Origin of the sequence: Streptomyces callyspongiae (genome assembly GCF_047200695.1) — a bacterium.
GTDB lineage: Bacteria > Actinomycetota > Actinomycetes > Streptomycetales > Streptomycetaceae > Streptomyces.
Genome location: NZ_JBJZOM010000030.1, coordinates 1 through 25,958 on the forward strand (window position 1 = coordinate 1; position 25,958 = coordinate 25,958).

Sequence of the window (25,958 nt, forward strand, 5' to 3'; positions counted from 1 at the left end):
CGCGGCGGCTGCGGCGAACACCTCGTGCACACACGGTCCGGTGGTGCCGGACGGAATCACCTGCGGAACGTTCTCGACCGATGACTGGGACACGGTCACCATCTCCATGACATGAGCGACTGAGGAAAGGGAAGGGTGGGAGCGCCGTTTCTGCCGGAAGCGGAAAGAGGTCAGTCGTGTTCCGCGTGGGCGGCGATCAGTGACGCCGGGCGCATGTCGCGCCAGTTCTCGTCGATGTATTCCAGACACGCGGTCCGGGTGTCCGGTCCGAGCCTGGTCTGCCAGCCCGCGGGAACCTCGATCTCGGCCGGCCAGAGCGAATGCTGGTTCTCGTCGTTGGTGAGGACGAGGTACTGCGCGTCGTCGTTCTCGAAGGGATTCGTCATCGAAGGACTCCCGGTCTGCGAAGGAAAGCGGACGGAAAAGAGCCTACGAAGCGGAAAGCGTCGGAAAGGGCAGCCCGAGCGGCAGCCGACCGGCAGTTCGGCCGGCCCTCGGCTGCCCCTCGGACGTCATTCCTGACCCGTCGGCCCCTGCACGGGCCATCGCCGGTCGCCGCAGCACGACTCGACCGCGAGCGCCACCGGCAGCAGGCGCGCGGTGGTCGCCGGCCCGAAGACGGACATGCCGATCGGCAGCCCGCCGGAGAACCCCACGGGAACCGAGACGTTCGGGTACCCGGCAAGGGCCGCCGGGGTGCAACTCGTCTTCACCCGCGGGTCGCCGGCGCTGTGATCGATCGGCCAGGCGGGCCCGTTGGTCGCCGCGAACAGGGCGTCCACGCCGTGCTCCCGCAGTGCCTCGTCGAGCAGGTGGCGCGCCAGCCCGCGGGCCCTGCGCCGCTGTTCCGGCGCGGCCTCCCGCTCCTCGTCGGTGACCCGTGCCGTCTGCTCGAACAGGTCCTGGCCGAACAGGGCGGTCTCGGCCGGGTCGGCCCGGTTGCCGGCGATCAGGTCCTCCAGTGTCCGGGGCGCGCCGGGGCGGGTGGCGAGGTACGCCTCGATGCTGGGCCTGAACTCGGCGTACAGCGCGCGAAGTCCCTCCACGAGCATTTCCACCGGCATGTCCACCGGCACCGGGACCACGGCGGCCCCCTCCGCGACGAGCCGTTCCTCGGCACGGTCGAGCACGGCCTCGGCCTCCGCGGCCATGCGCCGCACCCGCCAGCGCCCCAGTCGGAGACCGCGGAGCGGGGCGGGGCGCGGCGCGGCCGCCGCGGCCGGGCCGAGACCGCCCAGCGCGGCGAGGCCGGTGACGGCGTCGGCGAGCCGGGCCGCCATCGGCCCCACCGCGTCCTGCACGGTCGATACCGGCACGATCCCGTCCAGCGGCAGCGCGCCCGGTTCCGGTTTGATCGCGGCGACGCCGCACGCACCCGCCGGGCACACCAGCGACCCGTCGGTCTCGGTGCCGAAGGCGAGTGGCGCCATCCCCGCAGCGATGGCGGCGGCGGAGCCCGCCGACGACCCCCACGGGCTGCGGTCCGGCGCGTGCGGGTTCCGGGTCTGCCCGCCCACGGCCGACCATCCCTCACTCCCGCTGGTCGAGCGGAAGTTGGCCCACTCCGACAGGTTGGTCTTCCCGAGGACCACGGCTCCCGCTCGCCGCAGCCGTGCCACCAGCTCGGCGTCCTGCGGCGGGGGCACGTGCCCCAGCAGCCGCGATCCTGCGGTGGTGGCCAGCCCGGCGGTGCCGATGGTGTCCTTCAGCAGCACGGGGATGCCGTCGAGCGGCCCGAGCGGCCGGCCCGCCGCGTGGCGGGCGTCCGATCGGCGGGCCTGTTCCTCGGCGGTGTCGTCGAGGGCCAGCACGGCGTTCAGGCGGTGGTCGACGGCAGCGATCCGGGCTCGGCACCGGGCGACGAGTTCGGTGCTGCGCAGCTGCCCCGTGCGCAGCAGGGCGGACAGTTCCGCGACCGAACGGGTCTCGGGCGGCGCCGTGCCCGCGCTCCGGGCGGGATCCGGGGCGCGCTCCCGTTCCGGTGCGGAGGTGCGGTGCTCAGTCAAGGCGTGCCTCCCGCAGTGTCCGCACGGTGAGGACCGTCAGGGCCGCGCAGGCGGCGAGCGCCGCGTGCGTGAGCAGAGCCACCGGTATCCCGAAGCCCTGGACCAGAGCACCGATCAGCAGATTGCCCAGCGGTGTGGCGCCGAAGATCAGCAGGGCCTGCACCGACATCACCCGTCCCCGCGTGGCCTCGGGGGACCACCGCTGCACCAGCGACACCAGGACGATCCCTCCGACCCCGGACACCAGGCCCATGAGGCAGTAGGGGAGAAGCGCCCAGTACAGGGACGAGGTCGCGGCGAGCCCCGCGAGGCAGCCGGCCTGGGTCAGGCTTCCCAGCAGCACCACCCGCCCCGCGTGGCGCCGTGCGGGCCAGACGAGTGTCAGCAGGAACCCGGCCGCTGCGCCGATCGTGAAGAACGTGAGCAGCAGCCCGGCGCCGTCGACCGCGGATCCGGCCGCCTCCGCCACCAGGACGACACCGACGTTGACCGGTCCGGAGGCGCCGAGTTCGATGAGGCCCACGACCAGGAGCAGCGAACGGAGGTGCGGCCGGCTCGCCACGGTCCGCAGACCCTCGGCGATCTGCTGCAGGAACGGCCGTGCGGAGCCCGCCCGTTCCCCTGCCGTCCGGGACGTGCCCGACTCCTCGGGCTCCTCGGACTTCTCGGCGTCCCGCCGGGCGGCCTCGGCCTCCTCGCGGCTGCCGCCCAGCCCGCGCGCCTTCCGCACCGCGAACGCGGCCAGGCCGAACGTCGCGGCGTTCACGAGCGCGACCAGCGGGACGCCGCCCAGCAGCATCAGCCCGCCGCCCACCGGCCCGCCCAGGGCCTGGCCGCCCCGCAAGCCGCTGAGGTAGAGGGCGTTGCCCCGCACCAGATGCTCCTGCGGCAGCAGCCGCGCCCGGAACGCACCGGAGGCCGGGACGAAGAACGCGCTGCACAGCGCGAGCATCCCCGCCGCGGCCACGAGTACGACCAGGTCGGGCCCCGTGACGGCGACGACTACCGCGGCCACCATCATCACCGCGGCCCGCGCCAGGTCCGTGAGGACCATCACGCGGCGCGGACCGGCGGAGTCGGCGACCGCTCCGCCGCCCAGCAGCGTGATCAGGCGCGGCAGGGCGGCCAGCGCGAGCACCGCCCCGGCGGTCCCGGGGCTGGTGGTGCGGGTAAGGGTCCAGGCGAGCGTCACGTACCAGGCCGCGTCCCCCAGGGACGAGAGCCCCATCGCGGAGACGAAACTCAGGTAGCGGGCCCCGAACAGGCGGCCCCCGCCCTCCGCGGCGGGGGCCTTCCCGTGTTCCGTCGCGGCGCGCGTCACGTGGCCCGCCCCGTGAGCGGTGCGGCTTCCTGCGCGGCCCGGCCGTGACCGGGGCGCCACAGGTCGTCCGGAGACAGGTCACAGGCCCGGTACTTGCCCACGGAGCTGATGAGCAGGCGCAGTTCGAGCGCCAGCGCCTCCACGAGGCGCACCAGGCCGTGCTCGGGGTCCTCGGCGACAGCGAGCAGCGCGGCCCTGCCCAGCCCGGCCGCACGGGCACCGAGCGCGAGGGCCTTGACCGCCCGCGCCCCTTCCCACATGCGTCCGGAGGCCAGCAGGTCGTGCTGCGGCTGCGGGCCGACGCGCTGCAGACACTCCCCGAGGGGCAGCCCGACGTGGTGGAGGAACGCGGTGGGGGCCCAGCCGCTGCCGCCCTCGGCGCCGTCGACCGTGACGGCGTCCGCGCCGCCCTCCCACGCCACCCGCGCCGCTTCGCCGACGTCCCGCCCCGGTGGCAGCTTCACCCACACCTTCACCCGCGGGAAGTTGTTCCGCATCAGGCGGATCTGCTGGCGCAGGATCTCCTCCGTGAACGTCCCGGGGCTGCTGCAGCGCAGCATCCGCTCGCCGCCGGCGTCCAGCGAGGTGTCCACGGCGTACTGCTCGGACACCCGCTCCGCCTGCGCCCGCGGCAGCACCGTCATGCCTCCGAGGCCCGGCTTGGCGCCCTGGCCCACCTTCAGTTCGAAGGCCAGGCGGCCGCTGTCCAGCAGCGGCCCGGCCGCCGGATCGCTGTGGACCAGGTTCCAGACCTCGGCGTCGGCGTCCTCGGTGCTCTGCTGCACCACCACACCGCCCGCCCCGTCGGCCACTTCGCCCAGATAGCCGCGCAGCCGGGCGAGGAGCGCCCGCTCCGGCGAGGCGTCCTCCGCCCCGTCGCGGCCGTAGCCGTCCACCGGCACGATGTTCTCGCCGATGACCATCGGGATGCCCAGCCGGCCCGCCTGGCGGCTCGCCGCCAGTCCCAGATCGCCGCCCGCGATACGCGTCGAGCCGAAAGCGGAGAGGTACAGCGGGGCCGTCGAGGCGAACCCGCCGATCGAGGTGGCCAGGTCGACGTCGTGGTGGAGGGGTTCCCGCGCCAGGTCGATGAGCTTCTCCAGGCGCTGCGGCATGAACACCGGTGGCACCAGGCGGAATGCGTCGAGCGCGTCGCTGTGCGCCGGGGAGGGCCCGGGGTCCGCACCGAAGAGTGTCGAGCCGTAGGAATCGACGCCGGGGAACACGGCTGCCGTGCCGCGGCGGGCGCGGTCGCGGACGGCCTCCGCGGGAAAGCCGTCCGCGACGGGGCCCGCGGATGCCGGGGCGGGGAAGGAGCCGTTCACGGTGTCACCTCGCCGGGAACCTTGGGGAACGCGCTCGCCTGCCACACGGAGTCCAGCCCCGCGAGGTAGCGGGTGAAGCGCTCCAGCCCGATGCCGAAGCCGGCGCTCGCGGGGATGCCCTCGCGCGCCATGCGCAGGTACCACTCGTACTTCGCCGGGTTCTCGCCCGTCTCGCGCATGCGCGTCACGATGCGGCTGTATTCGTGCTCCCGTTCGCTGCCGCTGCACAGTTCGCCGTAGCCCTCGGGCGCGAGAATGTCGAAGTTGCGCAGCGCGCCCGGCACGGTGCGGCTCTCCCGGTCGTAGAAGCCGCGGGAGCCCTTCGGGTAGTCGGTGACGAAGAACGGCTGCTCGTTCTGCCGGGACAGCAGGGCCTCGCCCTCCCAGTCGATCTCCGCGTCGGCGGACTGGTCGTGGCCCAGCGCCCGCAATTCCGACACCGCCTCCGCATGGGTCATCGAGCCGAACATCCCGTCGAGCAGCGGGAGAAGGGCCGACACGTCGCGGCCGAGGCGTTCCAGATCCCCGGAGTGCGCCTCCACCACGCCGCGCACCACGGCGCGCACCAGGTCTTCGCCCACCCGCATGGCGTCCTCCCGGCCGGCGCCCGCGAGTTCCACGTCGATCTGGTGGAACTCGGCGAGGTGGCGACTGGTGTTGCTGGTCTCCAGCGGCTCCAGCCGCACGCAGGGCGCGATGCAGAAGATTTTGTCGAAGGCGAGCAGCGAGGCCTGCTTGTACAGGATGGCGCTGCTCATCAACTTGTAGCGGTGGCCGTAGTAGTCGACGTCGACCTGCTTGGAGCCGCGCACGCCCGGGTCGGTGACCGGGCCGATGACGGGAGGAAGCAGCTCCGTGTAACCGGCGCCGAGCAGATGGGCCCTGGCGGTGGCCAGCATGGTGCCCTGGATCCGGATCACGGTGCGGGTGACCGGATCGGTGAGGTGGACCGGCGGCTCCTGCGGGAGCCGCGGTGCCTCCGCCGGCGCTGCCTGGGCCGTTCCGTGGAGCAGCGCGGAGGCCGCGGTACCGGGGTCGGTCAGGATCTCGGGAGAGCGGAGCAAGACGTTCACCGTCCTTCGTGGGGTGGGGTGCCGTGCCGGAGCAGCGCCGGCGCGGTGGCTTTCGGGGAGATGCGCGGGCGGTCGTACCGCCCTTCGACGTGCGCCAGTGCGCCCAGCAGCCCGGACGAGGTCATGCGGGGCGAATCCGCGACCTCCACCAGTCCGCGCAGGGGCATGACGCCGATGTCCGCCCAGCGGAGCCGCCCGTCGGGGTCGATGTAGCTGCGGGTGCGCTGGGAGTTGTCGGGATGCAGGCAGTAGGGCACGTCGAGATAGCCGCGCTCGAACGCGCGGGGGAGGGCGACGGCCAGGTCGGGGGAGAGGTCGAGGACAGCGCCGACGAGTGCCGCCGCCTCCTCGTGGACTCCGGTCCCGAGCGCCGTGGCGGGCGGCCGAGGCTGTGTGCGCTCCTCGTCCGCCGCACGTGCGGCGATCTCCAGCGCCGCGACGTTCTCCTCCACCGTAGGGATGCGGTGGGCCTCCGCCGTCGTCTTCACGATGAGCCGCGCCGCGCCGGTCCGCACGGCGAGTCGCGCGGAGTCCTCCAGCAGGCGGCGCGCGCCCCGGGGAGTGCGGGGGAAGACGCCCATGTAGGTGTAGACGACGATGTGCCGGTCGATGTCCGGCAGGAGCTCGGCGGCGAGCCGGTCCAGCGCGTGCAGCGCCTCCTCGTCCTGCTCCGGATGGGTCTGCTGCGCGTAGCTGAGCGAGACGCTGCGCAGGCCGCGCTGCGCGAAGAACAGTCCTTCGAGGACGCTGAGGGCCACCAGCAGTCCGGGCGGACAGAGTTGGCCCATCATGCAGCCGCCGAAGGTCTCCACGTGGGGCTCCGTCCCCCGGTCGCGGGCCTCCAGCAGCAGATCGCAGGCCTGCAGCCAGTTGCCGACTGCCTCGCGCAGCGGTGTACGGCTGTAGGGGAGGCAGTAGGAGACGGGGCCGCCTTCGGTCGCGTGGAGCCCCGCGCCGACGAGGGACCGCACGATGTCCTGCGGGCAGGCCGACCCGTGCCGCACCTGGACGGGGAACATCGGCCCCTCGAGCCCCTCCAGCACGCCGCGCGTCACCGCGGGGGCGTGCGTCACCAGCGGGTAGCCGTTGAGTCCCGCGCCGTCGGCCAGTGCCCCGCGGGCGGCGGCGAGGTCCCCGACGCGGGTGTAGCTGTCCAGCGTGACGGTGCCCACGGTCAGGGCCCGCGCGTCGCGGGTGGCACGCAGCCCGGCCCGCATCGCGGTCGGGGAACCCATGCCCATGCGGGGCTGGACGACGAGCCGGCCGGCTCGTCGTGCGGCCGCCACGAACCCGCCGAACGAGCCGTCCGTCGCGGTGGGAAGGGCTGCGGACGGGCCGGCGGCGGGATGTACGGCCGGCTGCGGCGTCCCGTCGGAGGACGGCCGGGCGCTCACCGGGCCACGCCCGCCGGTACCGCCGCACGTCCGGACTCCACGGATCGTACGAAGGACCGGAACGAGGACAGTCCCACTCCGTCCTCGAACACCGCGTCGAACCCGGCGTCGAGCAGCGGGGCCGCGCTGCTCCCGTCGGCGCCGCCGATACCGAGCTTGCCGCCGATGACCATGGGCAGGCCGGCGCAGGCCGGGTCGTCCCGCAGCAGCCGGGCGACGCGGCATCCGTCGGTGGTGCCGTGCCCGTTGACACTGCTGAGCACCAGCAGGGCCGGGCGCAACCGCCGGCACTCGGCGAGCAGCGTCTCGTCCGGCACGCACGCCCCCAGGTTGGTCACCCGGTGCCCGAGCTCCTCGAGCACCAGCTGGAGGAAGACGAGGTTCCACGTGTGGGCGTCGGACGCGACGCCGGACACCACCACGTCCAGACCCACGTCCAGGGTTCCGGAGGGTTCTCTGGTGGCGACTTCCATGGCGGGCCTCATTCCCTGCGTCGGTGTCTCGGTGCTCGGACGCGGTTCCGCGCATGCCGCGGACGCCACGGACGATCAGGTCGTGCCGCTGCGGAACCGCCGTGCTCCGTGGGTGAATTCACCGTAGGAACCGGGCGGCGGCGCGATCGGAAGTCCGACCGGCAGGTCACCGGCAGAATGCCTCCGCGGCTGCCGCGCGGTCGCCGCCGGAGCGCTCCGCGGCGAGCATCGGACGCAGCATGTTCAGGACGCGGAACCGCGCCGCGCCCTCTTCGTCCGCGGTCCGCACCAGTCCCCGCATCAGCAGTGCGTGGAGCAGCCCGACGGTGCCTCGGGTGGATCCGCCGGACAGCATCACGGCCTCGTCGACGGTCCACGCTCCGGGGAGGCGCGCCAGATGGGTGAGCAGGTCCCGCTCGCGGGGTCCCACCGCGCCGAGCAGCCCTTCCAGCGGATCGGGGCCGCCCGCCGGAGCCGTCGGTGGGAGGGCGAAGCGTTGGGTGTCCTCGGCCATGGCGCGCAGCAGCTCCTCGGGGGAGTGCAGCAGGCACCAGGCCGCGGCGTCGACGAGCTGGCCGGGTATGCCGTCCAGCAGCCGGCAGAGCGAGACGACCGCCGCGGACGCGGGGCCGCCGAGCGCCTGGTGCGGACGGAAACGTCGCAGGTGGGAGTGGAAGAGACGGACCGAGGGGCAGTCCATCGCCCCGTCGGCGCGCTCGCCGGAGGGTACGGCGAGCGGACCGACCGGCATCACCTGGGCGTCGTCCTCCCGGCTCGGCGCGGCCTCGGTGGTGACGATGCTGAGGCGGGGGAAGCGGCCCAGCAGGCGGGCGGCGGCTTCGTCCACGGCGGGTCCGTGCGCGCCGTCCAGCACCAGCAGCGCGTCCTCGCCCACGAGTTCGGACAGTGCGCACTCCGCCGCGTCCACCAGCGAGGTGTCGACGAACGAGCGGCTCGTGTCGCACCACAGCACCGGCCAGCCCTCCCGGTGGCGCAACGTGTGCGCGACCTCGAGCGTCAGCCGGGTCTTGCCGATGCCGGTGATGCCCGCGACGCGCACCTGACGCTGACGCTCGACCGTCAGCAGCTCGCTCAGCACCCGGTGTTCCCCGTCGCGGCCGATCAGCGGGGTCCGGGGAACGGGCAGCAACCAGTCGACGCCGTCCTCCGCTGCCGGCAGCGGATCCGCGGCCGCCTCGAACGCCGTCCGGGTTCCCCCGCTGAGCCGCAGTACGTCGCTCAGCAGCTGCACCGTCGCCCGTCTGGGACGTCTGGCCCGGCCGCTCTCCAGATCGCGGACGGCGCGCACACTCAACGTCGCCAGATCGGCCACCTGTTGTTGCGTCATACCTGCCCGCCGACGATGCGTGCGCAGCACCGTGCCGAACGTGTCACGTCCCTGTGCGATGGCGGTCTCCATGAATCCCTCTCCACGCGTGCGGCGACCGGCGCATGCGCCGGGCCCGGGCGTCGACGGGACGGTGCGGGGAACACGCGTCCTACCGGGCGGAATTCATCTTCGGAAGAGCCGGGCCGGGCCGCATGGGGAGCGGACCCCCACATTCCGCGGCAGCCGCCGCGCATGCCGCAGCACCTCGGGGCAGTGCGCACCGCCCCCCTCCGGCGACCCCACCACGACCGCCCCGGGGCGCCACGCGCACCCACCGGAGAAGCCGCCGCCGGAATATGGGGGCCCGTTACCCATGTGCGGGATCCCGGCGCCTGCCAGCGTGGGGGACGTGACGAACTCGGGACCTCTCCACAGCGCCGCGGACGACGGCTTCGCCCCCCACTGGTGGGCGCGCGGCCTGACGTTGCGCGAGCGGCTGGCGGCCGGCGCCGCCACCGCGGCACCGGCCGCGGCGGCCCCGGACCGTGACGCCTGGCGCCGCCGCCTCCGGACGCTCGACCCGGACGGTGCCCTCGCCCTGCGCCTGGAGGACCTCGCTCTCGAGGACGACGTGCTCGCCGCCGTGGCGGTCGAGCCCCCGGCCCGGCTGGCCCGGCGCAGCACCACGCCCCCGTGGGCCCGCTTCGTGGCAGAGGCCGTCTCCCGCGCCCCGCAGCACCCACCGGTTCCCGCAACCCACACCGATTGGCGGGCCGCCTTCGCGGAGGTGTTCGCGCCTCTGGTGGACGCCGCCGGCCACCACCTCCCGACCGCGGCACCCTCATCCGGCGGGGAGGCGCCCGCCCACCTCGACGCCGCCCGCCTCCACGGGCACGTCACCGAACGGCTGGGGCGCCGACTCGCCGACCCCGCGGCCCGCACCCTCGTGACGGAACTGCACCGGCAACGGGAGGCGGGAACCCTGCACGGCGCCGATCCGCGGGCCCGCTTCGCGGACTTCTGCCGGCGGACCGGCACCCGGGCCGGACTGACCCGCCTCTTCACCGACCACCCGGTGCTGGCGCGGCTGCTCGGCCAACTCTGCCTCCAGACCGCGGGCGCGGCAACGGAGGTGCTGGAGCGCTACCACAGCGACCGCAAGGACCTCGTCACCATGCTCTTCCGCGGCAGCGACCCCGGAACCCTCGTGGACATCGACTTCGGCCACGGCGACACCCACGACGGTGGACGCTCCGTTGCGAAACTGCACTTCCGGGACGGCCGCAGGCTTGTGTACAAGCCCCGCTCGACCGCCCAGCACCAGCCACTGGCACGCATGGTGGACTGGCTCAACCGCGCCGTGCCCGGGCTGGAACTGCGGACGCTGTCCACCCTCTCCCGGCCGGGCTACGGGTGGGCCGAACACGTGGAACACCTCCCCTGCGCCGAACCGGCCGACGTCGACCGCTTCTACCGGCGGCAGGGAGCGCTCCTCGCACTGCTGCACGCCGTCGAAGGCGTCGACATGCACTGCGAGAACCTCATCGCCTGCGGCGACCAGCCCGTACTCGTCGACGTCGAGACCCTCCTGCACCCCTCCGTCCCTCCGGCGACCACGGCCGGCGCCGACCCGGCGGCCGCCACCTTCGCGGCCTCCGTGCACCGCACCTGCGTGCTGCCGCACCCGATGTTCGGCGAGAGCGGAGCGCTCGACGTCTCCGCCCTCGGCGGCTCCGGCGGCGGCGCCTACCCCACCGACAGCGTGACGTGGGACGGCACCTGCACGGACACCATGCACCTGGTGCGTCGCTCCCAGCCGTACTCCGGCGCCGACAACCGCCCCCGCTGCGGCGGAGCCGACGCCGACCCCGGCGCCTACGAGGCGGCGCTGCTCTCGGGTTTCCGCGCCGGCTACGACGCGATCACCGAACACCGCGACGAACTACTGGCCCCGGACGGCCCGTTGCGGGCCTGCGGAGAGGCCCAGGTGCGGCTGATCGCCCGCCCCACCCGGCTGTACGGCACGCTGCTGGAGGAGTCCACCCACCCCGAACTGCTGCAGGACGCCCTCCACCGGGACGCCGTACTGGCCGCCCTCCACCAGGAGTCCGAGGCGGACCCGCTGCGCACCCGCCTGGTCGAGGCCGAGATCGCCGACCTCTGGCAGGGCGACGTGCCGCTCTTCCGCCACCGCCCCGACCAGCGGCACGTATGGACCTGCGACGGTCGGCAACTCACCGACGCGCTGGCACGTTCGGGCATGCGCTCCGCCGAGGACAAGATCCGCGCCATGTCCGAGGTGGGCAGGCACCAGCAGGAATGGCTGATCTCGGCATCGCTCGCGGTCCACAGGGGACGCCCGGTGGAGCACCGCAGCCCGGCCCCCGCACCACCCGCACCGCCCGCAGCGGCCGCCGACGAAGGAAGACTGCTGGCTGCCGCCTGCGGCATCGCCGACGAGATCGTCGGCCGCGTCGTGCACCGGGGGGACCGCGCCAACTGGCTCGGCATGGAACTCGTCGACGGCGTCCACTGGAGCGTTCTGCCCATGGGGGCCGGCCTGGCCGAGGGATACACCGGCACCGCCCTCTTCCTCGCCCAGCTCGGCGAACTCACCGGAGTCCGCCGGTACACCGAACTCGCCACCGACGCGCTGCGCGGACTGCCGCTGCTCGCCCGGGCCCTGGCCCGCGACCCGCGCCTCGCGCAGGCGGTCGGCGTCGGCGGGTTCCACGGCCTCGGAGGCCTGTGCTACAGCCTCGCGCGGCTGGGCACCCTCCTCGGCGACACCGCCCGGACCGGCCTCACCGACGCCCTCACCGCCCTGGCCGCCGCCGGGAACGACCTCGACGGCGGCGACCCGCGCGAGACCGGCGTGTGCGGCGGCACGGCCGGCGCGCTCGCCGCGGCCCTCGCCGTGCACCGCGAGACCGGACTCCCCCAGGCGTCCGCTCTCGCCGACGACCTGGCGCCCCGGCTGCTGGCCGCCCTCGCCGCACCGCCCACCGACGGAGCCACGGCGGCCGACACCGGGTGCCGCACCTCCGCCCACGGCTTCGCCGACGGCCTCGCCGGCGCCGGCTGGGCCCTCGGCCGCTACGCCGCACAGGGCCCCGGCCGCGAGCAGTACGCCACCGCGGCACGGGACACGACCCGGCGCGCCCATGCCGCGGGAAGCGGCACCCGGGACGACCACAGCTGGTGCTCGGGAACGGCGGGGCTCCACCTCTCCGCCCTCGAAGCCCCGGTGCACAGCACGGCCCCCGCCCCGGGCACCGCCCACTGGCTGAGACGGCTCGCGGAGCAGCCGGTCGGCAGGGACCTGAGCCTGTGCCACGGCGAACTCGGCGTCCTGGAAGCGCTGCACGCCCTGCGGAAACGCGGGGACGCCGACGCCGACCGGCTGTTCACGCACCGCCTCGGCGCCGTACTCGGCTCCCTCGACCAGGGAGGCCCGCGCTGCGGCACCCCCGAGGGCATGCACACCCCGGGACTGCTCAGCGGCCTGGCCGGCATCGGCTACGGCCTGCTCCGGTTCGGCGCCGAACAACAGGTTCCGTCCGTCCTGCTCCTCCACGCCACCCACGACTGCCCCCACCCCGCAGACTCCCCCCTCCCGGCGGAGGCCCGCCCGGCAGCACACCCCGCACACGCCACCGCCGGCACCCCCCTCAGCTAGGCACCGACCCGTCCAGAGAAGGAGAAACCCATGCAGCAGCAGACCACCGCCCGTCAGGCCGTCTCCCCCCGCGAGAACGACACGACGACGCTCGACTCCGGCCCCGCCGGCGCCGTCCGCCCCGGAGGACGGCCCGGCCGCTCCGCCCGCGTGCAGGCCCTCGCCGGACTCACCCTCGGCACCGGCATGGTGTCTGTGCTGAACGAGGTCCACACCAGCGTCAGCGTCCCCGTCATGCCCTCCTGACGACCGGCGCCCAGCGGCCCGGTCGGCGACGGGACCGCCCCCCCGCGGCCCGGCCACCCCCGCCCGGGGTGGCCGGGCCGCAGGCGTTCACACCCTCCCGGAACGATCGAGTCCGTCCGAGACCCGACCACATCGTTCACAGGACGGGTACCTTCTCCCCATGCAGCCCCACGTCCCCCGAATAGTCGGTCGCGACAGCGAACTCGCCCGGCTCGAGGCACTGGTGCAGGCGGCCGCCCACCGCCGTGGCGGATCGGTCTTCCTCGTCGGCGAAGGCGGCATCGGCAAATCCCGGCTGGCCGCGGAGGCCACCGGACGTGCCGTCGAGGCCGGCATGCGCGTCATGACGGGCCGCGGCAGCACCATCGGGCCGATGCTCCCCTTCCGCCCACTGACGGAAGCACTCATGTCGCTGTTCCGCAGCGGCCCGCCCGTCGACGAAACCGGACTCGGCCCCTACCGGCCCGTCCTGGGACGACTCGTCCCCGACTGGAGCACGGGAGAGCACGGCGACGAATCCCTGGTCGTCCTGGCCGAGGCCGTGCTGCGGCTGCTCGCCGTCGTCGGCCGCGAGAACGGCTGCCTACTGGTCCTGGAGGACCTGCACGACGCCGACACCGAGACGCTCGTCGTCCTCGAGTACCTCATCGACAACCTGCTCGCCCTTCCCGTCACCGTCCTGGTGACCGCCCGCTCCGAACCCGGCCCCGCGCTCGACCTCGCCCGCGCCGCGTCACAACGCCGCTCCGGCGAACTCCTCACCCTCGCCCCGCTGACCGAGGAACAGCTGGTGGAAGCGGTCGCCTCCAGCCTGGGAACGCCGCCCCCGGACGTCCCCCGGGCAGCCGTCGAACGCCTCTGGGAGGACAGCGCCGGCAACCCCTTCCTCGTCCAGGAACTGCTGCACGGGCTCGTCACCGGCGGATCCCTGGTCCACGGCGCCGACGGCTGGCGCGTCATCGGCCCCCTGCGCACCGAAGTCCCCAGCGCCATGGTGCAGGGCATCGCCCGCCGCACCGACCGGCTCGGCCCCCAGGGGCGTGAACTCCTCTCCGCCGCCGCCGTTCTGGGCCGCCGCTTCCCGCTCTCCGTGCTCCAACGCGCCACCGGGATCGACGACCGGAACCTGCTCAACCACCTGCACGCCGGAGTCGCCGCCCAACTCGTCGTGCCCGACGAGCCCGCACCCGACTGGTACGCCTTCCGGCACCCGCTCACCGCAGAGGCGCTGCTCGCCCAGCTCACCCACTTCGAACGCGCCGCGCTCAGCCGGCGCGCCGCCGACGCCGCACAGGCCCTCCACCCCGAACTCCCCGGCGAATGGTGCGCCCTGGTCGCAGCTCTCCGCTCCGACGCCGGCGAGACGACCACCGCGGCGGAACTCTTCACCGAAGCAGGCCGCAGAGCCATGGAGCGCGGAGCGGTGCAGTCCGCGATCGGCCTGCTGGAACGCGCCGACGCCCTCCTCGCCGACGGCCACGACACCGCAGCACGCGCCGCCACCCTGCAGGTCCTGCTGTCCGCCCTGGCCGAAGCCGGCGAACTCGACCGGGCCTTCCACCTCGCCGACACCCTCCACCAGACCGTCGGCACGTCCGTCGCCGCCACCCGGCTCGCCCAACTCCACACCCGCCTCGCCCGGATCGCCCACCTCGCCGGCCGCAGCGCCGACGGCGACGCCCAGGTCGCGGCGGCACGACAACTCCTCGCCGGGGAGCCGGAGAGCGAACACACCGCGGCAGTCGACGTCGTGGCGGCCTACCTGGCCCTGGACTCCCCGGGCGCCGACCGCATCCAGCACGCCGAGAAACTCGCACGCACCGCCGTCGAGGCCGCCTCCTCACCCGACACGGCGTCACCGCACGTCGTCTGCCAGGCCTGGGAACTCCTCGGTGTCATCGCCCGCGAACGCGACCTCGCAGAAGCCGCCGACTGCTTCGAGCGGGCCCGCGGCACCGCCGAACGGCACGGCCTGACCCTGTTACGGCTCTACGCCATGGTGCATCTCGGCGGCAGCCAGTGGCTCGCCGACGGCGAGACCACACTGCTGCAGACGGCCCGCACCGAGGCGGCACGGGTCGGAGCCGTCGTCATCACCCTCACCATCGACGCCATCACCCTGCTCCACGAGGCACTCCAGGGCCGACTCGACACCGCCACGGCACACGCCGAGACCTGCCTGGACACCGCCTCCCGCCTGCGGCTGGCGCCCGTGGCGCGCTACGTCCTCATGGTGCGGTCCCTCGTCGCCGCCCACCGCGGGGACCGCGCCGCCATGGAACGGGAAGAGGCCGAGTTCGCCCGCTGGGAGGGCCCCGGCTCCCAGGAGGAACCCCTCCAGATCGGACTCGCCCGGGTCTTCTGCGCGCTGCTGGAGGAGGACCGGCCCCGCGCCCTGGCAGAACTCGACCGGGTACGCGACCGGGAGAAGGACAGCCCCACCAGATTCCACCTGGGCGGCCGCCACGGCCTGCGCCTCCTGCTCGACGCGGTGTCCGGCACGGTGGACGCACAGCGCCTCGACGAAGTGACCGCCACCTCGGCCGGCCGCATGCGGTGGAACCGCCACTTCCTGACCCTCGCCCGCGCCGTCCTCCTCGGCCGCGACGGCCGCGCCCGGGAAGCCGTCGACGCCGTCACCGAGAGCGGACGACTGGCCGAACCCTTCCCTCTCGCCCGGTACCTGGGCCTCCGCCTCGTCGCCGAAGCAGCCCTCGACGACGGCTGGGGAGATCCCGCCACCTGGCTCCGCGAGGCGGAGGAGCACTTCCACCACGCCGACCTGCCCGCCGCGGCCGGTGCCTGCCGGGCCCTGCTGCGCCGAAGCGGCGTGTCCGTCCGCCAGCGCCGCAGCGGCACCGACCGCATCCCGGCCGAACTGCGCGCCCAGGGCGTCACGGTGCGCGAGTACGAGGTGTTCCTGCTGCTCGCTGAGCGCCTCAGCAACAAGGCCATCGCCACCCGCCTCTACATCTCCCCGCGCACCGTGGAGAAGCACGTCGCCAGCCTCATCACCAAGACGGCGGCCCGCGACCGGGAGGCCCTGTGCACGGTGGCCGCGGAAACCGCCTCAGGAGCGTGACAGCCCGGCCCGCCGACACTCCGCAGCAGCGCACCGGCACGAGTACCGGCCAGTAGCCCCGTCGTACGCTGCACGAGGACACCCAGCCACCCACTCCAGGAGCAGCTGTGCCGCAGCCCGCCCCGCGCCCCCACGACCTCGTGCTCTTCGGAGCAACCGGCTTCACCGGCCGCCTCACCGCCCATTACCTCGCCGCCCACGCCCCCGCCGGCAGCCGGGTCGCCCTCGCCGGCCGCAACCGGGAGAAACTCGCCGGCCTGCGGAACGAACTGGCCGCCGTACGCCCCGCCTGGCACGACCTCACCCTCCTCGACGCCGACGTCGCCGACCCGCCCTCCCTCCACCGCCTCGCCGCCTCCGCCCGCGTCGTCCTCACCACCGTCGGCCCCTACCTCCGCCACGGCGAAGGCCTCGTCGCCGCCTGTGCCGAAGCCGGAACCGACTACGTCGACCTCACCGGCGAACCCGAGTTCATCGACCGCACCTACCTCCGCCACGACGCCACCGCACGGCGCACCGGAGCCCGCATCGTCCACGCCTGCGGATTCGACTCGGTGCCCCACGACCTCGGCGTCCAGTACACCGTCGGCCTCCTCCCCGAAGGCGTACCGCTCCACATCGACGGCTACGTCACCGCCGACGCCCGCTTCTCCGGAGGCACCCTCGCCTCCGCCCTCGAAGCCTTCGCCCGCGGACCCCAGATGCTCCACGCCGCACGCGAACGCCGCAGCGCCGAACCGCGACCCGCCGGACGCCGCATCTCCACCCCCACCGGCGGCATCCGACGCGTCCCGCTGCTCCGCGCCTGGGGCGTGCCGCTCCCCACCGTCGACCCGCAGATCGTCGCCCGGTCCGCCGCCGCACTGGACCGCTACGGCCCCGACTTCCGGTACCGCCACGCCGCTGCCGTCCGGCACCTGCCCGTCGCCCTCGGCGGCGTCGCCGGAATGGCCGGCCTCGTCGGGCTCGCCCAACTCCCCGCAGCCCGCAGGGCCCTCACGTCCCGGCTCGGTTCAGGCGAAGGCCCCTCCGCCGAACGCCGTGCCCGCAGCAGCTTCTCGGTGCGTTTCCTCGCCGAGGGCGGCGGCCGACGCGTCGCCACGGAGGTGTCCGGGGGCGACCCCGGATACGACGAGACCTCGAAGATGCTCGCCGAGTCCGCGCTCTGCCTCGCCCACGACGAACTCCCGCCGCTCGCCGGGCAGCTCACCACAGCCACCGCGATGGGGGCGGCGCTGACCGAGCGGCTCCGTCGTGCCGGGATCCGCTTCCGCGTCACCCATACCGATGCCTGATGTTTATGGTTCCGTGACCCGGGCATGCGCTCCACCGTCAAGGAAACGGCTCACGATCCACAGGAGCGCGACCATGACGCCGCAGAGTACGTTCTCGGTCAAGGCACACCGGGCGAAGAGCCTCGTGGAGAGCACGCTGCGCACCGTCCGCACCCGCGGCCACGGCGCGTCCGCCGCCGGCGGACGCGGCAGGTCGTCGACGACGGCGGACGTTCGCCGCGTCGCCCTCCGGGCCAAGGAGGCGTTCCGCAAGTGACATCCCGTGCCTCGGCCCGCAGAAGACCCGCAACCGCCTGCAGAGTCTGAGCGGTGGCCCCGCGGGTCCCCCCCCCCCCCGGGCCCCGCGGTGTCTGGTCCCCCTGGCGGGGGGGCGGGCCCCCCCCCAGGGGGGGCGCGCCCCCCCCGGGGTTTGGGGGCGCCGGGGGGGGGGGCCCCCCCCGGCGGGGGGGCCCCCCCCCCCCCCCCACGACACGACTCCCTGCGCCGCCCGGCGGTGCAGCGCGGCCTACGGAGTGCGGCCCGGCTCGTGCAACTCGGCCGCGGCGACCCGCGCCTTGACGACGGGAGAGATGAACACGTCGTAGACCATGGCGCCCAGGACGCCGCCGATGAGCGGGCCGACGATCGGGATCCACCAGTAGTTGCTGAACCAGTCGAAACTGCCCGGAAGGGCGATCGACCCCCAGCCTTCGAAGTAGGTGAACAGCCGCGGCCCGAAGTCACGTGCCGGGTTGATCGCGTATCCGGCATTCGGGCCGAACGTCAGACCGATCACGGTGACGATCAGGCCGGTGATGAACGGCCCGAGGTTCGCGGCGGGAGCCAAATTCCTGGCGTCGATCAGCGCGCAGATGAGCAGCAGCAGGATGCCGGTGCCGATGATCTGGTCCAGCAGCGGTCCCCAGACACTGTCGCCGAAATACTCCGCCGGGAACGTCGCGAAGATCGAATAGGTGGGCAACGATTCCTCACGCGTCAACCCCGCACTGTCGTTGATCGCGTCGATGGCCCAGCGGTAGCTCGCGTACACCACTCCGGCACCGCAGAAGGCGCCCAGGAGCTGCGCGGCCCAGTACGCCGGCACCTTCTTCAGCGGGAACGTCCGGCGTGCCACGAACGCCAGCGTCACCGCCGGGTTGATGTGGGCACCGCTGATGCCACCCGCCACGTACACGCCGAACGTGACGGCGAGGCCCCAGCCCCAGCTGATGATCAGCCAGTTCGCCGGTCCGAACTCGGCCGCCTGACGTCCTGAACCGGGGAGACCCACCACCGCCACGGCCACGGAGCCGCAGCCCAGTAGCAGCAGCACGAAGGTGCCCAGGAACTCGGCGAGCATCTCGCCGCCGAGCCCCTCCCGGTATCCGCGTCTGCGCGGGGTGACCCCCGCCTGCGTGTCCTCAGCCATCGGCCCTCCTAGGTCGCACGATCAATCTCGCAAGGAGGGCCGTCGCTGTCCTGCCGAGGACGGCCGGACGGGTGAGAGAAGGTGCCGGGCCCGGAGTTGCCGCAGCTCACCCGCACGCACCGCGGGGCGGGAGCACACCGCCACGGGCGGCGGGGAACGGCGTACGGGATGCGAGAGGGCCGAGCCGGGGCCACGCTGGGCGTGGTGCCGGCCGCGCGGGCGCGCCTACAACGCCGACGGCCAGGTCCGCGAAGGCGCCTGGCTCGCGGAGATCACCGACATGCTCGACCTCACAACCCGGCCGGACGGGATGCGGCTGATCATCCGCGCCAAACGCCTCCACCCCGGTGCACAGTTGCGGTTCACGGACGCCGACGGAAACCGCCTGACCTGCTTCGCCACCAACACCAAGGGCGGTCAGCTCGCCGACCTCGAACTCCGCCACCGCCGACGCGCCAAAGCAGAGGACCGCATCCGCACCGCCCGCGACACCGGCCTGCGCAACCTCCCCCTCCACACCACCACGCAGAACCAGATCTGGCTCGAGATCATCCAGCTCGCGCTCGACCTGATCGCCTGGATGCCCATGCTCGCCCTGTAAGGCGACACCCGCCGCTGGGAGATCAAGAAACTGAGGCTGCGGCTGTTCTCCGCAGCCGCCCGCGTCGTCCACAGCGGGCGGCAACGCATCCTGCACTTCGCCGACCACTGGCCCTGGACCCACGTCCTCCTCACCGCCCACGACCGGCTCGAACTCCTCTCCAACCCCGGCTGACCAGCACAAAGTCCCTGTCCGCACGAGCAAAAGAACCCTGGGAGCAGTGGAACCCCGCGTCCACCCGGCACGACAGCCGGACCACCAGCCTGCCCCGCCACCCACAACTGCCTTCAAAACAAGAAGTCCTCGTCAGCACAGCCGACGGACCCTCACGCAAGATCGAGGCTAGTGTAGGAGTGTGGGGCGGCGGCGCGGATGGCGTCGTCCAGCAGAGAGACACGAGCCCAGGAAGGCGGAGGGTCGTCGGAGCCGCCGGGGCCGTCCAGGCGGACGATGGCGTGGAAGTGGATCGCGCCACGCTTTTGGAACTCTGCGACCTTGCCGTAGGAGATCCGGCAGACCTCCTTGTCCAAAGCCTGCCCGAGTTGCCAAGCAGCGTACGGCCCCCTGATCATGCACGACCCCAGCCCAGGCAGGCCACCGGCCAAACCCGCTCCGCCTCCCACACCGACGGCGATCTTCCCGAACCCAAGACTGGTAGCCCGCGACGCAGTTAAGGTACCGGTCTACAGCCCCAGCTAAGGAGCGAAGTGTGTCCGAGCAAGAGTCTGACCTTAAAAGCGTCGACGTCGGCGAGTTGAGCGAGGACGATACGGACGGTCAGATTGATGAGTACGAGATCGTGGCGTCGCCCAACGACTTCAACACGCTCACAATCAATAGCTTTATCGAAGAGGGGGCAATCAAGATTCCCCCTTTTCAACGTAATTACGTATGGGACCGCAAGCGCGCATCGAAACTGATTGAATCTCTGATCCTCGGGCTGCCTGTGCCACAGGTCTTTCTCTACGAGGAGGGTAACAACGACTTCTTGGTGATCGATGGTCAGCAGCGACTTATGACAGTGTTTTTCTTCACCAAGGGACGGTTTCCGCGAAAGGATAAGCGCAGCATCCTCCGCAAGTTCTTCAACTCTGAAGGAGGGATCTCCGAGGAGATCCTCGCCGACGACGAGTACTTCGAGACCTTCAAATTGAGCCTGCCAACCCTCCCTGGCCAGAGGAAGAACAAGTTCAGTGGACTCACCTACAAGACACTAGAAGAATATAAGCGTCAATTCGACCTCCGAACCATTCGCAATATCATCGTCAAGCAAGTCAGCCCGGCGGACGATGATTCGGCGATGTTCGAGATGTTCAACCGGCTCAATACTGGCGGCGTAAACCTGAATCAACAGGAGATCCGAGCAAGCCTATACCATTCGAAGTTCTTCGAGGGTCTCTTTGAGCTCAACCAGAAGGAGAAATGGCGAGAACTCCTGGGTTCGCCGCATCCTGATTCTCGAATGAAGGATATGGAAGTAATCCTGCGGAGCCTGGCTTTGCGCGAAGGTACGGCGGGCTACGCAGGCTCAATGACGGGATTCGTGAATCGCTTCTGTAAGAATTCTAAAACTTTCCCCGAAGCGAAAATCGGCCAGACTGAAAATGAGTGGTCATGGTTCATGTCCCTCAATCGGAACTGCACTCGCGACTCATACCAAACCGGTTCGGGGCGTTTTAGTCCTCTTCTCTTCGAATCGCTCTACGTCACCGCCCTTCACCTCCAGGACGAAGGGCAGAATCTACCAACTCTCCGCCCTGAGTGGGTCACCGAAATTGGGAGCGATAACGAGTGGGCTAAGACGACACACGAGGGTTCCACCAAAACCGCAAACGTCACTGCCCGTCTTGCCAGAACAAAGCGACTTCTCGCCAAGCTTATCGGCGGAGAAGTATGAACCCCGTAGACAGAATGTACGACGATCACACGGGCGTCCTTGATTATCTAGGGGGGCAGCAGCAGGCATCGCATCACGCCACTCTCCAAACGACGCTCCCCAAAGTGCTCCTTCTCGCAGCAGCGAGCGAATTCGAGGAGAGAGTCTCCCGTGCCTTGAGAGATCACGTTGCGACTCACACCTCGGACTTTAAACTCATCGAGCTAATCGATCAAAAAGCCATTCGACGTCAATACCACACGTTGTTCGACTGGGACACGAGGAACGCTGGGAAGTTTTGGTCGTTATTCGGGCAAGAGTTCAAGTCTGGCATGAAGCGGCACTGTGCTCAAGATGCTAACTTGACGGCCCACATCAGCGCCTTTATGGAGATAGGCTCTCTTCGAAATCAAATGGTGCACAATAACTACGCGAGCTTCGTTTTGGAGAAGACCCTTGCTGAGGTCTACGAGCTCTACCAGTTGGGCAACAAGTTTGTAAACCAATTGCCGGAACTGCTGCGCCTGACATTCACGACGCTAGATTGAAAAAGGAAGTCTGATCATCATCTGACCAATTAAGCGGTCAAGGTTTCCCAGCCTCAGCGGCGCGACACAAGAGCCGCCTATTCTACCGCGATCAACATCAGTCGATTCGCTGCAGGGCTCAATGCACAGACCCGACGTCGTCCACAGTTACTTCCGCTATCCCGTTACGCAGTCTATAGAAGCTCTTCGACGCCTCCAGTAGTTAGGTTTCCTTCCGACATGACAGCGGCGCTTACAGCAGCAAGGGACCACTTCCACAATCACCTTGTCAATAGTCACACACTGTCGCTGTCGCTCGATAATGTGGCTTCGAATGCTGACAGCAGCCAGAGGACCAGTATTTCTATCGCGCGACATGTAGCCGAAGTACTCAGTGCCGAGACAATAGCGAAGAAGCTTGATGGTCAACGAGCCGGTAAACAGTTCGAGGGTGCCGTTGAAGAATTCCTCGAAGAAAGCTTCCCTATCTTCCAGTCGCTACGCCCCGGCCAGTGGACTATCGAGAACGTTGGTAGTTCGCGAGCTGAATATCAAATCTCAAAGTATGAACCTTACACCCATCTGGCCGACCTGGCGCGCGCTATCCAGGATGACCCGACCCTGGCGTCCGTACTGGGAAACTCATATGAGATTAGCCCCGACATCCTTGTATTGCGACACCCGGAGCCAGATGAGGTCATTAACCGTGACCGACAACTCGTAGACGTAGAATCTGGCCGGTATGCGGTAGTAAGGAAAATTAACCAAGATCGACCTGTAGTCCACGCCATAGTCTCTTGCAAGTGGACACTGCGCAGTGACCGCGCCCAAAATGCTCGCTCCGAAGCCCTGAATGTTATCCGAAACAGAAAGGGCCGTACGCCACACGTCGTTGTCGTTACTGGTGAGCCTACGCCCTCCAGGCTTGCATCGTTGGCTCTGGGTACTGGTGATATCGACACGGTGTATCACTTCGCACTACCGGAACTAATCCAAGCAGTTGATCAAACGGAAAATGACGAAGCAATCAGCATGCTTGACACCTTGATCGCGGGAAAACGTCTGCGCGATATTAGCGACCTACCGCTCGACCTAGCTATCTAGGCAATTCCGAAAAGGTAAACCGCTAACTGATTCGTGACCGTAGCTCTGCAAACCGTACGTGCCGCTCGTGGCCTTCCTGACCAATAAAGCCTTTGAAGCCCACGAGCTGGTACGCACGGCCGACTAGCTGGTCATCTTCTCGGATAACGAAGTCTCGAGCAAGCATTGCCATTCGACGCTCGAAGGTGGGGGAATCCATCTTCTCGCCAGCGAGCTTGATCAGCTCCTTCTCGGTGAGTGGCACCGAGGATTGCTTCAAGGCGACATAGAGGGGGTCATGCCTGACCTCCTTCTCCACCTCCGACAAATCCTTACGCTGGCCCTTTTGGTTCAGCGCATTAGCGATGGCCGTCCCAAGGGCCCTGGCGACAGGAGGAGGGAAGGCATTGCCGATTTGCCGATACCTACTGGTTTTCCGTCCAGTGAAAGTCCATGCATATTCCGGTGAATCTCCCCACCCCTGCAGGCGGGCTACCATCTCGGTTGTAAGCTTTGGCACGTAGTCAATGGGATCAGACTGACCCGGGGGATCGGCGGCAACGCCCATGGCATCAACACCAAGCGCCCTCCAAGCCTTTTTAGCACGGGTCGGTCCAAGGTCGGCGCCTCCGTGCTTCTTGGAGCCACCTACGATAGTCGGCGCGATGTCATTTGCTGCGGCGGCCCATTTCTCGGCTCCCGGCCAATTCTTAGAAGCCATCATTTCATACAAGGCTGTCCCCACTGTACCGGGATAGGGAGTTTTCTCTGGCCACTCAAACCACTGAGCGTCCTCGTCTCTCATCGCAACCAGCACAAAGCGCGGGCGGAGCTGCGGAACCCCGTAATCTCTGGCTTCCAGAAGTTTCCAGTCGGACCAGTAGCCGAGTTCTTTGAGTCGGTCCTTAACGTGCTGGCGGTACGCCGAAAAGCGTGGCATGGAAAGACCCCGAACGTTCTCGAGGAGCAGGGCACGGGGTTTCATCTTGCCGGTCAACTCGACTGCCCAGGCGAACAAGTCGCGCTCATCCGTGGCGCCGAGCTGCTTCCCGGCAATGGAGAAGGGCGGACAAGGCACGCCTCCCGCCAGGAGGTCGACAGGGGGGAGCTCCTTGGGGGCCCACACACTCTCATCAGCCACGTCCCCGAGCCTAACGTCCCAATCTGGACGGTTTTCTCTGAGTGTGGCCGCTGCGTTCTCATCGAGCTCTACCGCCAAGACGTGGCGGAAGCCCGCCAGCTCGAGACCCAGCGACTGGCCACCTGCGCCGGCACAGATCTCCACGACGGACAGATCAGCCACGCTCCTACCTCCAGGTCTCACACTGCTCAGGCCTACCATCTTGGCCCATCAAACACTGTGAGTCTGACAGACTTGGCTACGGTGTGAGCGATGACCTACAGCAGCGACCCTTCAGCCCCCGCAGCGACAAGTCCAGGTCGCTCCCGCAACATGGCCGCCATCAAACGACGGGACACCAAGCCAGAACGGGCAATTCGGTCATTGCTGCACGCAGCAGGCAAGCGCTACCGCGTCGACGTGCGTATGGATCTTGGTGGGGTACGTCCGCGCCCTGACATTCTTTTCACACGGGCCCGCGTTGCGGTGTTCGTGGATGGTTGTTTCTGGCACTGCTGCCCCGAGCACGGACGTCAGCCTGGCGTGAACGGGGGCTACTGGGGCCCAAAGTTGGAGCGAAATGTGGCCCGAGACCGAGCCGCCGACGAGGCCCTGACGGCTGCGGGCTGGACCGTAGTCCGGGTCTGGGAACACGAGGCTTCCGACGAGGCCGCGGCACGGATCATCGCGGTTGTCGACTCGTCAGGCCCTCCTAGTACTGCAGCCGCAGTTGTGGGGGTCGGTGGCCGCGGCGGTGGTAGTGGCTGAGTCGAGCTCGGTGTTGGTGTCGGCGGCGCCAGCGTGACCAGTGCAGGACGTGTTCCGCCTCGTGTCGGAGGGTGTGTGCGAGCTTGCCCATCAGGCGGCGGATTTCGTTCAGGGTGAGTCGGATCCGGTCGTGTTGACCTCCCCCTTTTTGGTCTCGCCGGCACGGACGGCGGCCAGGTAGGCGGCGGCTGTCATGGCGAGGGTGATGTGCCGGTACCAGGCCGGGTAGTGGCGGACCTGGTAGTGGTCAAGGCCCGCTTCGTTCTTCGCGGCCTGGAAGCATTCCTCGATGGCCCAGCGGGCTCCGGCCGCGCGGACGATGGCGGCAACGGGTGTGGCGGCGGGCGCGTGGACCAGGTAGTAGGCACGCTCGTCGTCGGTCAGGCTGCGGCGGATCAGCAGCGCGTCGTCGAACCCGTCACGGTGCTCGGCGGTATCGGGCAGTGGAACCATCGCCCAGGCGTATTCGCGCAGGCCATGGGCTCCCGTTCCCGCGGAGCGGATCTCCCGGGCCTCTTCGGGCAGGATCGCGGCGATGGTGCGGGCGTTCTGTCCTCGGGGCCCGCACCGGTGGCTGGAGGCGATGGCCATCACCGAGGCGATGTGCTGGTCGGCCGGCCAGGACCGCAAAGCGGGGTTGCCACCGTAGACCTCATCACCGGTTACCCACTCAAACGGTACCCGGGCCGCGATGGTCCGGGCCAGCATCGCCTTGGCCAGAGCGGGTTTGGTCGCAAAGCCGATCTCGGGACCGATGCGCGCGTCGGTCCGCCGTCCGTCGTCCTCGACCCAGGAGGTCGGCAGGTACAACTCCCGGTCGATCAGCGCCCGGCCCGCTGTGGAGGCGTAGGCCAGGAAGACGCCCAACTGGCAGTTGTCGATCTTTCCTGAGGTTCCGGTGTACTGCCGTTGCACGCCGGCCGAGCGGCGGCCCTTCTTGAGGAACCCTGTCTCGTCGACGATCAACACGCCGTCTTCGGCGCCGAGATGCTCCAGTACGAAGGAGCGGACCTCATCACGGACCGCGTCGGCGTCCCAGTGGGCTTGGTTCAGCAGTCGCTGCATGCCGTCCGGGCAGCCTTCGCCGGCCTGCTCGGACAGCGTCCAGCCGTTCTTGCGCTCCAACGGAGTCAGCAACCCCGGACATACTCACCAGCCCGGCCACGAGGCTCCGACCTGCGGAAATATCGCCCAGTCCGGGTCAGCAACCCCTCCAGCCCCGCAGCCCAACCCCGCACATCCTCCACAGTGACGTCCCCACCCATGCCCAGTTCAACGACATGGACAGCAACACGTCACACCAACTGCGGCTGCAGTACTAGCCGGGCGAGTCCAGACTCGCTGAGCTCCT

The 25,958-nt window shown here is 70.2% G+C and carries 19 protein-coding genes and 3 pseudogenes; 10 read left to right on the top strand and 12 right to left on the bottom strand.

Annotated elements, in window-relative coordinates; translation table 11 throughout:
- Positions 1-170: 170 nt before the first annotated feature.
- The 8 genes from ACL06G_RS21080 to ACL06G_RS21115 all read right to left on the bottom strand — a co-directional run bounded on the left by ACL06G_RS21080 (position 171) and on the right by ACL06G_RS21115 (position 9,012).
- The gene (locus tag ACL06G_RS21080) at positions 171-386 is read right to left on the bottom strand and encodes an MbtH family protein (RefSeq protein WP_412788065.1); all 216 of its coding nucleotides are present in this window, start codon (positions 384-386) and stop codon (positions 171-173) included.
- A gap of 126 nt (positions 387-512) precedes the next feature.
- Complete coding sequence (locus ACL06G_RS21085) at positions 513-2,006, bottom strand: amidase family protein (protein ID WP_412836502.1); 1,494 nt, start codon at positions 2,004-2,006, stop codon at positions 513-515.
- Positions 1,999-3,327: an MFS transporter gene (locus ACL06G_RS21090; protein WP_412836503.1), complete on the bottom strand. Its 1,329-nt coding sequence runs from the start codon at positions 3,325-3,327 to the stop codon at positions 1,999-2,001. Before ACL06G_RS21090 ends, ACL06G_RS21085 begins: the two co-directional genes overlap by 8 nt.
- Positions 3,324-4,652, bottom strand: coding sequence for a glutamate synthase-related protein (locus tag ACL06G_RS21095; RefSeq protein WP_412836504.1), 1,329 nt, complete (start codon positions 4,650-4,652; stop codon positions 3,324-3,326). The genes ACL06G_RS21090 and ACL06G_RS21095 overlap by 4 nt, the downstream gene beginning before the upstream one ends.
- Complete coding sequence (locus tag ACL06G_RS21100) at positions 4,649-5,716, bottom strand: asparagine synthetase A (protein WP_412836505.1); 1,068 nt, start codon at positions 5,714-5,716, stop codon at positions 4,649-4,651. The genes ACL06G_RS21095 and ACL06G_RS21100 overlap by 4 nt, the downstream gene beginning before the upstream one ends.
- A 5-nt stretch (positions 5,717-5,721) precedes the next feature.
- Complete coding sequence (locus ACL06G_RS21105) at positions 5,722-7,119, bottom strand: methylaspartate mutase (protein ID WP_412788070.1); 1,398 nt, start codon at positions 7,117-7,119, stop codon at positions 5,722-5,724.
- Positions 7,116-7,592: a cobalamin B12-binding domain-containing protein gene (locus ACL06G_RS21110; protein ID WP_412788071.1), complete on the bottom strand. Its 477-nt coding sequence runs from the start codon at positions 7,590-7,592 to the stop codon at positions 7,116-7,118. Before ACL06G_RS21110 ends, ACL06G_RS21105 begins: the two co-directional genes overlap by 4 nt.
- A 166-nt stretch (positions 7,593-7,758) precedes the next feature.
- Entirely contained in the window at positions 7,759-9,012 is a 1,254-nt protein-coding gene (locus ACL06G_RS21115; protein WP_412836506.1) for a helix-turn-helix domain-containing protein, read from the bottom strand.
- 319 nt (positions 9,013-9,331) lie between these two features.
- Between ACL06G_RS21115 and ACL06G_RS21120 the strand changes: the two genes are divergently transcribed.
- The 5 genes from ACL06G_RS21120 (at position 9,332) to ACL06G_RS21140 (ending at position 17,480) form a co-directional block, all read left to right on the top strand.
- A complete protein-coding gene (locus ACL06G_RS21120; protein WP_412836507.1) occupies positions 9,332-12,601 on the top strand; it encodes a type 2 lanthipeptide synthetase LanM family protein in 3,270 nt (1,089 codons plus the stop codon).
- 30 nt (positions 12,602-12,631) lie between these two features.
- Positions 12,632-12,847: a hypothetical protein gene (locus ACL06G_RS21125; RefSeq protein WP_412788074.1), complete on the top strand. Its 216-nt coding sequence runs from the start codon at positions 12,632-12,634 to the stop codon at positions 12,845-12,847.
- A gap of 160 nt (positions 12,848-13,007) precedes the next feature.
- Positions 13,008-15,929 carry a helix-turn-helix transcriptional regulator gene (locus ACL06G_RS21130; RefSeq protein ID WP_412788075.1) on the top strand — a complete coding sequence of 974 codons (2,922 nt, stop codon included), beginning with the start codon at positions 13,008-13,010 and terminating at the stop codon, positions 15,927-15,929.
- Positions 15,930-16,036: 107 nt separating this feature from the next.
- Complete coding sequence (locus tag ACL06G_RS21135; RefSeq protein WP_412788076.1) at positions 16,037-17,224, top strand: saccharopine dehydrogenase family protein; 1,188 nt, start codon at positions 16,037-16,039, stop codon at positions 17,222-17,224.
- A gap of 73 nt (positions 17,225-17,297) precedes the next feature.
- Positions 17,298-17,480, top strand: a complete 183-nt coding sequence (locus tag ACL06G_RS21140; protein WP_412788077.1) for a hypothetical protein — start codon at positions 17,298-17,300, stop codon at positions 17,478-17,480.
- Positions 17,481-17,729: 249 nt separating this feature from the next.
- On the opposite strand, the gene ACL06G_RS21145 is transcribed toward ACL06G_RS21140, so the two are convergent.
- Complete coding sequence (locus tag ACL06G_RS21145) at positions 17,730-18,563, bottom strand: MIP/aquaporin family protein (protein ID WP_412786511.1); 834 nt, start codon at positions 18,561-18,563, stop codon at positions 17,730-17,732.
- A gap of 292 nt (positions 18,564-18,855) precedes the next feature.
- Here ACL06G_RS21145 and ACL06G_RS21150 point away from each other — a divergent pair.
- Positions 18,856-19,407: pseudogene (locus tag ACL06G_RS21150) on the top strand (transposase); the annotation flags it as partial.
- Positions 19,408-19,565: 158 nt separating this feature from the next.
- On the opposite strand, the pseudogene ACL06G_RS21155 reads toward ACL06G_RS21150, so the two are convergent.
- Positions 19,566-19,757: pseudogene (locus ACL06G_RS21155) on the bottom strand (replication initiator); the annotation flags it as partial.
- A 185-nt stretch (positions 19,758-19,942) separates the two neighbouring features.
- Here ACL06G_RS21155 and ACL06G_RS21160 point away from each other — a divergent pair.
- From ACL06G_RS21160 to ACL06G_RS21170, 3 genes are all read left to right on the top strand, one after another.
- Complete coding sequence (locus tag ACL06G_RS21160; protein ID WP_412836508.1) at positions 19,943-21,130, top strand: GmrSD restriction endonuclease domain-containing protein; 1,188 nt, start codon at positions 19,943-19,945, stop codon at positions 21,128-21,130.
- Positions 21,131-21,144: 14 nt separating this feature from the next.
- Entirely contained in the window at positions 21,145-21,657 is a 513-nt protein-coding gene (locus ACL06G_RS21165; RefSeq protein ID WP_412836509.1) for a HEPN domain-containing protein, read from the top strand.
- Between the two features lie 219 nt (positions 21,658-21,876).
- The gene (locus tag ACL06G_RS21170) at positions 21,877-22,740 is read left to right on the top strand and encodes an NgoMIV family type II restriction endonuclease (RefSeq protein WP_412836510.1); all 864 of its coding nucleotides are present in this window, start codon (positions 21,877-21,879) and stop codon (positions 22,738-22,740) included.
- A 22-nt stretch (positions 22,741-22,762) separates the two neighbouring features.
- Here ACL06G_RS21170 and ACL06G_RS21175 read toward each other — a convergent pair whose 3' ends face one another.
- Entirely contained in the window at positions 22,763-24,022 is a 1,260-nt protein-coding gene (locus ACL06G_RS21175; protein WP_412836511.1) for a DNA cytosine methyltransferase, read from the bottom strand.
- 90 nt (positions 24,023-24,112) lie between these two features.
- Between ACL06G_RS21175 and ACL06G_RS21180 the strand changes: the two genes are divergently transcribed.
- On the top strand, positions 24,113-24,607 hold the full coding sequence (locus tag ACL06G_RS21180) for a very short patch repair endonuclease (RefSeq protein ID WP_412836512.1): 495 nt from the start codon (positions 24,113-24,115) through the stop codon (positions 24,605-24,607).
- 108 nt (positions 24,608-24,715) lie between these two features.
- On the opposite strand, the pseudogene ACL06G_RS21185 reads toward ACL06G_RS21180, so the two are convergent.
- Positions 24,716-25,872: pseudogene (locus ACL06G_RS21185) on the bottom strand (IS701 family transposase).
- Positions 25,873-25,958: the final 86 nt, after the last annotated feature.